The sequence below is a fragment of the Mesobacillus sp. genome, assembly GCF_047739415.1.
In the GTDB taxonomy this organism is placed as follows: domain Bacteria; phylum Bacillota; class Bacilli; order Bacillales; family Cytobacillaceae; genus Mesobacillus.
In genome coordinates this window covers 1-10,560 of the sequence record NZ_JBIQOE010000148.1, presented here as the reverse complement: position 1 = coordinate 10,560, position 10,560 = coordinate 1, and the positions used below count along the sequence as shown (strand labels likewise).

The following is a 10,560-nucleotide window of genomic DNA, read 5'->3' as shown; positions in this document are numbered from 1 at the left end:
CTGCAAAGTCATAACAGTAAGCGATACAAGAACGCCAGATACAGATAAAAGCGGCAAGCTGATGATGGAAATGCTCGAGGCTGCAGGACATAAGATCGTCGATTACGTGATTGTAAAAGATGAAGTGGAACCGATTAAATCTGAAGTGATAAAAGGCTGCAGCAACTCCGATGTTGATGTGGTCCTAACGAACGGCGGCACAGGAATTGCCAAACGTGACGTCACAATCGAAACAGTCCAAAGCATCTTTGAAAAAGAAATTCCAGGGTTCGGTGAGATTTTCCGCATGCTCAGCTATACCGATGATATCGGTTCAGCTGCCCTGCTATCACGAGCAGCAGCCGGAGTCGTGAATGACCGAGCCGTCTTCTCCACACCAGGATCAACAGGAGCTGTTCGCCTGGCAATGGAAAAACTGATCATTCCAGAGATTGGACATGTGGTAAGAGAATTGACGAAAGATTTATAATTCATGACTGAGATGGAACCTTTAAGGGTTTCATCTTTTTTTGTGGATAAAAAGGAAATTGTGAAAACATGGTCGAATAACTGAATGGAGTTTCCAGATAAAAGGAAGATGACTGTGATTATTAAAGGAAAATCTCGAGAACCGGTCAGAAGCAGGGGCAAGTTCAGACAGGTTTGAGAGGAAAACGAGCAAAGCTGTCAAAATAACAGCGGAATCGTGACAGGTTTGAGGGAAACACAGTAAAAGCTGTCAAAATAACAGCGGAATCGTGACAGGTTTGGGGAGAACACAAGCAAAGCTGTCAAGAAAACCTCGGAATCGTGACAGGTTTGAGGGAAACACAGTAAAAGTTGTCAAGAAAACCTCGGAATCATGACAGGTTTTGAGCTGATCACAAACAAAGCTGTCAAGAAAACACCGGAATCGTGACAGGTTTGAAGTGAACAAGAGTAAACCTGTCAATAAAACCTCGGAATCATGACAGGTTTGAGCTAATCACAAATAAAGCAGTCAAAATAACAGCTCAGGGGGGAGTCCTTAAATATGTTCGAATATAGAGAAATTAGTAGAAATGAAGAGCTAATGAACCAGGTGGCGGATTTATATCAACAAGTATGGAATCAAGAAGATTGTTCCATTAGAGATCGAGTGTTGAGGCATGCAGGCTATGATGGCTACAGAGGGTTTGTGGCTATTTCTGAGAAGGGGGAAGTGGCTGGTTATGCTTATGGATACTTTTCTCAACCGGGACAGTATTATCATGGGTTGCTGTCGAAAGCGTTCAACCCAGAAGAGTATCAAACCTGGTTAGAGGATTGTTTGGAGTTCGTTGAATTGGGAGTGCATCCTTCATTTAGGAATCAAGGGCTGGCAAAACAGCTGGAAACCCGGTTGATAGACGGTGTAGAACAAAAGACTGCGGTATTAACTACGCAATCTAATAATGCTCCTGCCCGCAGCCTATATGAGAGCCTGGGATGGATCGTTTTAAATGATGCCTTTTATCCAAATGGTAATGAAAAATCTTATGTTATTATGGGAAAAAAACTTCAAAAGGAGCATACATGATGAGGTTATTAATCGCGATTATTTTTATTTTAATCGGCAGTATTCTGGTTGGTTCAACCATTCATCAACTCAGTCCATTCGGGAACTGTGTGTTGAGATTCACAGGGGCTGCTTTGATAATAGGTGCCGTTTATTCTTTTAATAAAGGTTGTTTTCGTAAAGATTGTTGTTAAAATCTTAAAGCCGATTTTAACGTAATATATACACGTTTTGCAGGTCGGTATCAAGTTTGCATGCTCTTTTCTCATAAGAAGCGTCAGCTTTACGAAGGAATATGGTGATTAGATCCATTTTTGTATTCAATAGCAATAAAGTTTGAGAAAAGAGCCTTAATAAAAGTAAAAACAAAAAATAGCCTGGTGCTTCCAGGCTATTTTTTATGCAAATAAAAGTGTTATCGATGCACTTTCTCTGATGAAATATCCTGCTGGGTGCGATACCAGAGCCAGAGGTCATTGATGATGGACGCCAGCTCGGAAATTTCACTGTTCAGTTCGCATGAGCGGATGAAGTTGCTTTCATCGGAAAGCTGGGCTTGTTTCAGGTTGATTGTTTTTTCAAGCTCTGCGATCCGGTCAGGAATGCTGCCGCGAATTTTTTCCCAGTGGAGGAGAATTCCGTGTCGTGTGCCAAGGTCATATTCTTCCCAGTTTTCTTTTAAGTCTGGCAGGGGAATGCCCAGTCGGCTGTTAAAAAGAAAATATTGTTCCATATCTAATGGTGCCCCCATTCCGGTAATCTTGCTTACATTCTACTATACTTTCAAACCTGCTTCCACACTAGTCTGATTCAAGAGGCATTCACGAGGTCAATAAAAAAATACATTTTATCTTGAAATGTGCCCAAAAACCTGTTAACTTTATAAACATGAATAAAAATTTATTTAAATGAATAAATATCCGAATAAAAAAGGAGCATGAAAAATGACTAATAACAAAGTGGTGCTTGCCTATTCTGGCGGGCTTGATACATCTGTTGCAATCAAATGGCTGAAGGACCAAGGTTACGCTGTAATAGCTTGCTGCCTTGATGTTGGTGAAGGAAAGGATCTTGAATTCATAAAAGAAAAAGCTTTGAAGGTCGGCGCAATTCAGTCATATGTCCTGGATGTCAAAGAAGAATTCGCCAATGATTATGCACTTTTCGCCCTACAGGCCCATGCATTATACGAAGGGAAATATCCGCTCGTGTCTGCGCTATCACGTCCATTGATTTCTAAGAAACTAGTAGAAATAGCCGAAATGGAAGGGGCAACAGCTGTAGCGCATGGCTGCACAGGGAAAGGAAATGACCAGGTTCGATTCGAGGTATCAATCAAAGCCTTGAACCCGGATCTAAAGGTGATTGCTCCTGTCCGTGAGTGGAAATGGTCACGTGAGGAAGAAATTGCTTATGCAGCCAACAATGGGATTCCGATTCCAATCAATCTGGACAGCCCATTCTCAATTGACCAGAATCTTTGGGGAAGAAGCAATGAATGTGGCATTCTCGAGGATCCATGGCAGGCGCCTCCAGTTGAGGCTTATGAATTGACAGCAGAGCTTGAAGACGCGCCGGATACACCGGATATCATCGAGATTGAATTTGTTGAGGGTGTTCCAACAGCGATTGATGGCAAAGCTTATCCCCTTTCAGAATTGATTCTTGAGCTGAACGCTGTTGCAGGCAAGCACGGGGTAGGAAGGATTGACCATGTGGAAAACCGTCTTGTCGGCATCAAGTCGCGTGAAGTATATGAAGCTCCTGCCGCGATGACTTTGATTAAAGCACATAAGGAACTTGAGGATATCACGCTTGTAAAAGAGGTAGCCCATTTTAAACCGGTAATTGAGAAAAAAATGACAGAATTGATTTATGAAGGGCTATGGTTCTCTCCGCTTCAAGAAGCACTGGCAGCTTTCCTGAAGTCAACCCAAAAGCATGTCACAGGTACTGTACGTATCAAGCTTTTCAAAGGGCATGCGATCATCGAAGGCAGAAAATCTCCGTATTCTTTATATAATGAAAAGCTGGCTACTTACACTGCGGATGATGAGTTCGACCACAGTGCTGCTGTTGGATTTATCAATCTGTGGGGACTGCCAACAGTTGTCCACAGCATGGTCCAGGGCAAGAAGGTGACAGTGTGAAAAAATTATGGGGAGGCAGATTCACCGGATCCGCAGAGGACTGGGTCGATGAGTTCGGGGCATCGATTGGCTTTGACCAGGAACTAGCAGATCAGGATATTGAGGGCAGTATCGCCCATGCCACAATGCTTGCAAAGTGCGGGGTTATTACAGAGGATGAAGCGGATGTAATCATTCAAGGTTTGGAATCCTTGCGGCAAAAAGCGTCCAAAGGCGAATTGGAATACTCAGCTAAGCTTGAGGATATCCATTTGAACATTGAACACCACCTGACTGAATTGATCGGTCCAACCGGCGGCAAGCTCCATACGGCAAGAAGCAGGAATGATCAGGTGGCGACAGATATGCACTTGTACCTTAAAGAACAGGTATCCGAAATCATCGAGCTGATCAATGAGTTCCAAAAGACTTTAGTTCATCAGGCTGAACAGAATATTGAAACACTGATGCCCGGCTATACACATTTGCAAAGAGCACAGCCAATCTCTTTTGCGCATCATCTGATGGCTTACTTTTGGATGCTTGACCGGGATAAACAGCGTTATATGGATAGCATGAAAAGAATCAATCTTTCACCGCTTGGTGCCGGGGCGCTTGCGGGAACAACTTTTCCGATTGACCGCCATATGACAGCAGAAATTCTTGGGTTTGAGGGCATCTATGAAAACAGCCTGGATGCTGTTAGCGATCGCGATTTTATACTTGAGTTCCTCTCAGGCAGCTCTATTTTAATGATGCATCTGTCAAGATTGTGTGAGGAAATCATTCTTTGGTCGAGTCAGGAGTTCCAGTTCATCGAGCTATCAGATGCCTTTACGACCGGCAGCAGCATCATGCCGCAGAAGAAGAATCCGGATATGGCTGAACTGATTCGCGGTAAAACAGGCCGTGTCTATGGCAGCCTGTTGGGACTCTTGACGGTATTGAAAGGATTGCCTTTAGCATATAACAAAGATATGCAAGAAGATAAAGAGGGCATGTTTGATACTGTCAAAACAGTGAAGGGCTCCCTGAAAATTTTCGCTGGCATGATCGGTTCGATGAAGGTGAAAGAGGAGAAGATGGCCAAATCGGTCAAGAATGATTTTTCAAATGCCACGGAGCTGGCTGACTATCTGGCAGCAAAAGGAGTACCATTCCGTGAGGCACATGAAATCGTCGGCAAACTTGTCCTTGAGTGTATCCAAAAAGGGTGCTATCTTGCAGACCTGCCACTAGAAGCATACAAATCTATGAACCCATTGTTTGATGAAAATATATACGAGGCCTTGAATCCTTATAACGCAGTGGAAAGACGGAACAGCGCTGGAGGCACAGGATTTTCACAGGTTAAAATCCAAATCGAAAAAGCAAAAACATCACTATAAATGGAAAAAGCACGCAGTATCGAAAAGCTGCGTGCTTTTTTGTATGGTTATTGAGGTTAATTTTCTTTGTCAGTCCGGACAACCAGGACATCACATGATGCATAGCGGGTGATATGCTCGGAGACACTTCCAATGAAGAAGCGTTCCACTGCGTTCATTCCTGTTGCTCCGCAGATAATCAGGTCGGCGTTATATTTCTTTGCAACATCTTTCGCAATCTTGACCTTTGGTGAACCATAATCGATGTCATATTCTACGTCTTTGATCCCAGCTTCGATTGCCTGCTGTTTGTAGCTTTCCATCAACTCTGTAGCAAATTGTGTCGCTCGCTCCGAGATGGTACGGTCATATGCCTCAACTGTGGCAAAGGTGCGTAAATCGATTATGTGGGTCATGACCAGACTCGCGTCATTTCTTTTTGCGATCTCAATGGCTTTTTTAAAAGCCCATGCTGCTTGTTTAGAACCATCAACGGCAACTAAAATGTTCTTATAATAAAGTGCCATAGTTCTCGCCTCCTTTACCTATATTATACAATAGTTTCCTTGGTATAGCTGTGACAATCCAACGAAAACTAAAGATGCAAGCATCATATTGAAGGAGGAATTCACATGGATAAAAAGGAACAGCCAGGCCGGTCGCTTTATGATTTTGATGACCAGGGTGTCATGCAGGTAAGCCAGCAAATCATGGATTCATACAACAGCGGGGTAGTCCCGCAGGAACAGATGAAAGCTGCAGTAGAAAACAACGAAGAACATAGGTAGAAGCTATTTCGAATGAGTAGGTTCAATTCAATATTCTCTTAGAATTGAACACAAAATGATTGAGTAGGCTTGCTGTGAATCACTGTTCTCAGCAAGCCTTTTAAGTTGCCTTGATATTTTCTCAAAAATTAAAAATATACAGAATAGTATATTTTAGGGAATTTTGTACGAATTGTTTTGCCAAAAGCATTTTTTTCTACTAAAATGAAAGTGTTTTCATCCTAGCTTACTTAACCTATTTTTCCTATTTCATTATTTGTAAAAATGATATAGTGATGGCAGGGCTGAAATGGTAGGGCAATTATTATATAGGAGGTATGCAATAATGCGTATCGGTGTACCTAAAGAGATAAAAAATAATGAAAATCGTGTGGCTATGACGCCTGCAGGAGTAGTTAACCTTGTAAATTTCGGGCACGAAGTTTTCATTGAGACTGGAGCTGGAATTGGCTCAAGTTTTACAGATGAAGACTACAAGGCTGCCGGCGCTCTGATCGTTGGAAGTGCAGAAGAAGCATGGGCACAGGATATGGTCATGAAGGTTAAAGAACCTCTGGAAGAAGAATACGGTTATTTCCGTGAAGGCTTGATTCTATTTACATATCTACATCTAGCTCCAGAACCAGAGCTGACAAAGGCTTTGATCGAGAACAAGGTGGTCGGCATCGCTTATGAAACTGTACAGCTGGCTAACGGCTCTCTTCCATTGCTTACACCTATGAGTGAGGTTGCTGGCCGTATGTCTACACAAATCGGTGCGCAATTCCTTGAAAAGGTACACGGAGGAAAAGGAATCCTGCTTGGAGGCGTTCCTGGTGTCCAAAGAGGAAAAGTAACAATCATCGGTGGAGGTGTTGCAGGCACGAATGCAGCAAAAATGGCTGTCGGGCTTGGTGCTCAGGTCACAATGATCGACTTGAACCCAGACCGTCTTCGTCAGCTTGATGATATTTTTGGTTCTGACATTACAACGCTAATGTCTAATCCTTTGAACATTGCGGAAGCAGTCAAAGCATCTGACCTTGTAATCGGTGCCGTTTTGATTCCAGGTGCGAAGGCTCCTAAGCTTGTAACAGAAGAAATGATCCAGTCGATGAACCCAGGTTCAGTTGTTGTCGATATCGCAATCGACCAGGGCGGAATTTTCGAAACAACTGACAGAATCACGACACATGACAATCCTACCTATGAAAAGCATGGCGTTGTTCACTACGCAGTTGCAAACATGCCAGGTGCAGTTCCTAGAACATCAACAATCGCGTTAACTAATGTGACAGTGCCTTACGCTGTCCAAATCGCGAACAAAGGATACAAGCAGGCTTGCCTGGACAATGAAGCATTATTAAAAGGAATCAACACGCTTAATGGCTACGTGACATACCAGGCAGTAGCTGAAGCACACAACCTCGTTTACTCTGAAACAAAAACACTGTTAGAGCAAATCTGATTTTTTCAGGATCCGGATGAAATATTCCGGATCTTTTATTTCTATTCGTAAAATAAGAGATAGATAAAAGCAAAGCTAATTAACACAAAGCTGTTTAAAATCTTTCCATTTTAGCGTATATTATTTATGGGATATACGGGTTCTTTTGCTAGAATGCCCGTGTTAATTTGTTATTGAGGAGTGTCATGATGGAAAAAGTACTTGTTTTTGGACATAAAAATCCTGATACGGATACAATCTGCTCTGCCATTGCCTATGCTAACTTAAAGCAAAAGCTTGGGGTCGATGCGGAAGCAGTACGTTTGGGCCAAGTCAATGGAGAAACTCAGTATGCTCTTGATTACTTCAAAGCTGAAGCACCACGCCTTGCTGGGAGAGTTTCAGAAGAAGTGGATAAAGTAATTCTGGTTGACCACAACGAACGCCAGCAGAGCGCTGAGGACATTACAGATGTTCAAATCGTCGAAGTCATCGACCACCACCGTGTGGCGAATTTTGAGACAAGCGATCCATTATATTTCCGCGTTGAGCCAGTAGGCTGCACTGCGACAATTTTGAATAAGATGTACAAGGAAAACAATATTGAAATTGATAAAAACATCGCAGGCTTGATGCTTTCTGCCATTATCTCTGATTCGTTATTGTTCAAGTCCCCGACTTGCACAGACCAAGACGTTGCAGCAGCGCGTGAATTGGCTGAAATCGCAGGTGTGGATGCTGAGGAATATGGTCTTGAAATGCTAAAAGCTGGTGCGGATCTAAGCAGCAAAACAATTGAAGAGCTTATTTCCCTTGATGCTAAGGAATTCCAAATGGGAGATTCCAAGGTTGAAATCGCACAGGTAAACACAGTTGATGTCAATGATGTTCTTTTGCGCAAGGTAGAGCTTGAAGAAGCATTGATCAATAAAGTGACAGAAAAGAATCTTGGTCTATTCTTATTGGTAATCACTGATATCTTGACGAATGATTCCGCAGCACTTGCGATTGGTGAAAAGGCTGCTGCTGTTGAGGAAGCATTCAATGTTAAACTTGAAAACAGCACTGCGACATTAAAAGGCGTTGTTTCACGTAAGAAGCAGGTCGTTCCTGTACTGACAAACGTACTTGCTAAGTAATTCTATGAAAAAACCGTCCTGGCCGATTTGGCAGGACGGTTTTTGGATTTTATGCGAATTTCTCGGTTCGAGCAGAAGCTTTTTTCAGCTTTAATGTAATATAAGCAAAATAAACAAAAGCGGCAATTGAGAAGTAAATCCAGGCGTTGGCAACCTGATCCGTATTCCATATGCCTGTCATGGACAATAATGCCGGGAAGGTCAATGTCAGCCATGACTGGACCATCGCAACCTTCCCGATATAGACTTCGATCTTCTTTTTCATACCCATTGAAAGGAAGAACAGAAACCATAGATAGGCCCACATAAGCCATGTCAAAGCGTTCACGATATCTTCAAAATGGACATAGGCAACGGCTGCATAAATGAGTGCAAGGACAGCAACCCAGAGGGAATACCAGCCAAGCCCGCTGCCATCAAGGTCTTTCCACAATGTCAAACCGACATATAAATAGGTAAAACCAAAAAGAAAGATGCTTGCCAAACTGTAGACCGTCCAGTTGTTCTGGTCAGATACAGCAATCAAGTAAAACGGAACAATCACTTGCAGTGCCCCGATGAATAAGTTGAATACTGCCACGCTTTTCGCATTTGCCTTCCCCAGAAGCATTAAGCTGTTCAGGAAGAGTGCTGCGCCTGATAATAATAAACCTGCGTCTCCCATGATGTATGCAGTCCCAATTGATGGGCCGGCTCTTTCCTCCTTTTGCTAGTAAAAATCGTTCGAATAAGAAAGAGCAACTCTTTTATCCATTAGGATAGAGGAGTTGCCCCTTGTTAACTTGAAATAATCAATTTATACCATTTTCTTTGACATATCAACCTTATCCATATCCTTGGATGTGAAATACCCAGGAAGGATTTCGCTGATTGTCGTTTCCTTTACATCGCCATTCAGGTTGGCAAGGTAAATTTTTGTATCGTCAGTTGCGAACTCTGCAATGACCTGGCGGCAGGCACCGCAAGGAGAAACGGGACCTTCAGTGTCTGCGACTACTGCAATAGCCTTAATCTCAGTATCGCCTTCAGATACAGCCTTGAAGATAGCTGTTCTTTCAGCACAGTTTGTCAGGCCATAAGAGGCATTTTCGATATTGCAGCCAAGATAAACTTGGTCATTGCTAGTAATGATTGCGGCGCCAACCTGAAACTTAGAATATGGAACGTATGCTGTGCTTCTTGCTTCAATTGCTTTTTCAACAAGCGTTTTTTTATCCATCGTCCATTCCCCATTCCCAATTTTATAGTATACTCACTTCGAGAATTGTCCAGCTTCAGCGCCTAGCCCCTCGAGTCGCTTCGGTCCGTCCAATGCAGCAAAAGAACGACTTCACCGGTCGGCCCTCCGAGGCACACGATGTGCTAGACCCGCCAGCCACAGGACGTGGCGTTTTTAGGCGGGCAGCGCTTGTCGGGGCTGACCAAGGCGCTTACGCTTTTCTTAGTATGAAGAGTCTGAAGTCAGGCCGTTAACGATTGCCACACCAGAGCTTGCGCCAATTCTTGTTGCGCCAGCTTCGATCATGTTTTGTGCATCCTCAAGGCTTCGTACTCCGCCGGAAGCTTTAACGCCAATATCAGGGCCAACAGTTTTTCTCATAAGGGCGATATCTTCGACAGTTGCTCCGCCTGTTGAGAAACCAGTTGAAGTTTTGACGAAATCTGCTCCTGCATTGACAGAAAGCTTGCATGCCATTTCTTTTTCTTCATCAGTAAGAAGGCAAGTTTCAATGATGACCTTAGTCAATGCTTTGCCTTTTGCTGCATCAACTACCGCTTTGATATCTTTTTCAACCAAATCGTATTGCTTGTCTTTCAAAGCACCGACATTGATGACCATATCGACTTCAGTCGCACCATTTTCAATAGCATTCTTTGTTTCGAATGCTTTTGTTTCTGAAGTTGTAGCTCCCAGAGGGAAGCCGATTACTGTACATACTTCTACTCCTTCAGCATCCTTAAGAACTTCAGCAGCCTTCTTTACCCATGTTGGGTTAACGCAAACAGAAGCAAATTTATATTCTTTTGCTTCCTCAGCCAGCTTTACAATCTCCGCTTCGGTTGCATTTGCTTTAAGTAATGTGTGATCGATCATTCCTGCTAAATCTTTAGACATTGGATCAAACCCTTTCCGTATAAAAAATATGTTGAAACGCTTTCATAAAGAATAAAATATATAACCCAAATATATTATG

Annotated in this window: 12 protein-coding genes; 7 read left to right on the top strand and 5 right to left on the bottom strand. The window is 42.9% G+C overall.

The features are described 5' to 3' along the window. The coding region (locus ACH0QE_RS11775) for a MogA/MoaB family molybdenum cofactor biosynthesis protein (protein WP_415800839.1) at positions 1 to 469 on the top strand (469 nt) is incomplete at its 5' end. A gap of 543 nt (positions 470 to 1,012) precedes the next feature. After that, complete coding sequence (locus ACH0QE_RS11770; protein WP_415800838.1) at positions 1,013 to 1,537, top strand: GNAT family N-acetyltransferase; 525 nt, start codon at positions 1,013 to 1,015, stop codon at positions 1,535 to 1,537. A 394-nt stretch (positions 1,538 to 1,931) separates the two neighbouring features. Here the strand turns inward: ACH0QE_RS11770 and ACH0QE_RS11765 are convergent, their stop codons facing one another. Next, a complete protein-coding gene (locus tag ACH0QE_RS11765) occupies positions 1,932 to 2,249 on the bottom strand; it encodes a hypothetical protein (RefSeq protein ID WP_415800837.1) in 318 nt (105 codons plus the stop codon). A gap of 211 nt (positions 2,250 to 2,460) precedes the next feature. Here ACH0QE_RS11765 and ACH0QE_RS11760 point away from each other — a divergent pair, with 211 nt between their 5' ends. Beyond that, on the top strand, positions 2,461 to 3,666 hold the full coding sequence (locus ACH0QE_RS11760) for an argininosuccinate synthase (protein WP_415800836.1): 1,206 nt from the start codon (positions 2,461 to 2,463) through the stop codon (positions 3,664 to 3,666). After that, the gene (gene argH, locus ACH0QE_RS11755) at positions 3,663 to 5,033 is read left to right on the top strand and encodes an argininosuccinate lyase (protein ID WP_415800835.1); all 1,371 of its coding nucleotides are present in this window, start codon (positions 3,663 to 3,665) and stop codon (positions 5,031 to 5,033) included. Before ACH0QE_RS11760 ends, argH begins: the two co-directional genes overlap by 4 nt. 56 nt (positions 5,034 to 5,089) lie before the next feature. Here argH and ACH0QE_RS11750 read toward each other — a convergent pair whose 3' ends face one another. Next, positions 5,090 to 5,539 carry a universal stress protein gene (locus tag ACH0QE_RS11750; protein WP_214780695.1) on the bottom strand — a complete coding sequence of 150 codons (450 nt, stop codon included), beginning with the start codon at positions 5,537 to 5,539 and terminating at the stop codon, positions 5,090 to 5,092. A 105-nt stretch (positions 5,540 to 5,644) separates the two neighbouring features. On the opposite strand from ACH0QE_RS11750, the gene ACH0QE_RS11745 reads away from it, so the two are divergent. The 3 genes from ACH0QE_RS11745 (at position 5,645) to ACH0QE_RS11735 (ending at position 8,365) form a co-directional block, all read left to right on the top strand. Continuing rightward, positions 5,645 to 5,800: a hypothetical protein gene (locus ACH0QE_RS11745; RefSeq protein WP_415800834.1), complete on the top strand. Its 156-nt coding sequence runs from the start codon at positions 5,645 to 5,647 to the stop codon at positions 5,798 to 5,800. Between the two features lie 325 nt (positions 5,801 to 6,125). Then, a complete protein-coding gene (ald, locus tag ACH0QE_RS11740; protein WP_415800833.1) occupies positions 6,126 to 7,247 on the top strand; it encodes an alanine dehydrogenase in 1,122 nt (373 codons plus the stop codon). Between the two features lie 188 nt (positions 7,248 to 7,435). Further along, positions 7,436 to 8,365, top strand: coding sequence for a manganese-dependent inorganic pyrophosphatase (locus ACH0QE_RS11735; protein WP_415800840.1), 930 nt, complete (start codon positions 7,436 to 7,438; stop codon positions 8,363 to 8,365). A 49-nt stretch (positions 8,366 to 8,414) separates the two neighbouring features. Here ACH0QE_RS11735 and ACH0QE_RS11730 read toward each other — a convergent pair whose 3' ends face one another. From ACH0QE_RS11730 to deoC, 3 genes are all read right to left on the bottom strand, one after another. Beyond that, on the bottom strand, positions 8,415 to 9,029 hold the full coding sequence (locus ACH0QE_RS11730) for an AmiS/UreI family transporter (protein ID WP_415800832.1): 615 nt from the start codon (positions 9,027 to 9,029) through the stop codon (positions 8,415 to 8,417). Between the two features lie 132 nt (positions 9,030 to 9,161). After that, positions 9,162 to 9,584, bottom strand: coding sequence for a cytidine deaminase (locus tag ACH0QE_RS11725; RefSeq protein WP_041968067.1), 423 nt, complete (start codon positions 9,582 to 9,584; stop codon positions 9,162 to 9,164). 222 nt (positions 9,585 to 9,806) lie between these two features. Beyond that, positions 9,807 to 10,481 carry a deoxyribose-phosphate aldolase gene (gene deoC / locus ACH0QE_RS11720; protein WP_415800831.1) on the bottom strand — a complete coding sequence of 225 codons (675 nt, stop codon included), beginning with the start codon at positions 10,479 to 10,481 and terminating at the stop codon, positions 9,807 to 9,809. Positions 10,482 to 10,560 lie beyond the last annotated feature (79 nt).

What these genes read in the sequence shown, in the direction of transcription:
- ACH0QE_RS11770 (WP_415800838.1), top strand. Translation starts at nt 1,013, where the DNA reads ATGTTCGAATATAGAGAAATTAGTAGAAATGAAGAGCTAATGAACCAG.
- ACH0QE_RS11765 (WP_415800837.1), bottom strand. Translation starts at nt 2,249, where the DNA reads ATGGAACAATATTTTCTTTTTAACAGCCGACTGGGCATTCCCCTGCCA.
- ACH0QE_RS11760 (WP_415800836.1), top strand. Translation starts at nt 2,461, where the DNA reads ATGACTAATAACAAAGTGGTGCTTGCCTATTCTGGCGGGCTTGATACA.
- ACH0QE_RS11750 (WP_214780695.1), bottom strand. Translation starts at nt 5,539, where the DNA reads ATGGCACTTTATTATAAGAACATTTTAGTTGCCGTTGATGGTTCTAAA.
- ACH0QE_RS11745 (WP_415800834.1), top strand. Translation starts at nt 5,645, where the DNA reads ATGGATAAAAAGGAACAGCCAGGCCGGTCGCTTTATGATTTTGATGAC.
- ald (WP_415800833.1), top strand. Translation starts at nt 6,126, where the DNA reads ATGCGTATCGGTGTACCTAAAGAGATAAAAAATAATGAAAATCGTGTG.
- ACH0QE_RS11735 (WP_415800840.1), top strand. Translation starts at nt 7,436, where the DNA reads ATGGAAAAAGTACTTGTTTTTGGACATAAAAATCCTGATACGGATACA.
- ACH0QE_RS11730 (WP_415800832.1), bottom strand. Translation starts at nt 9,029, where the DNA reads ATGGGAGACGCAGGTTTATTATTATCAGGCGCAGCACTCTTCCTGAAC.
- ACH0QE_RS11725 (WP_041968067.1), bottom strand. Translation starts at nt 9,584, where the DNA reads ATGGATAAAAAAACGCTTGTTGAAAAAGCAATTGAAGCAAGAAGCACA.
- deoC (WP_415800831.1), bottom strand. Translation starts at nt 10,481, where the DNA reads ATGTCTAAAGATTTAGCAGGAATGATCGATCACACATTACTTAAAGCA.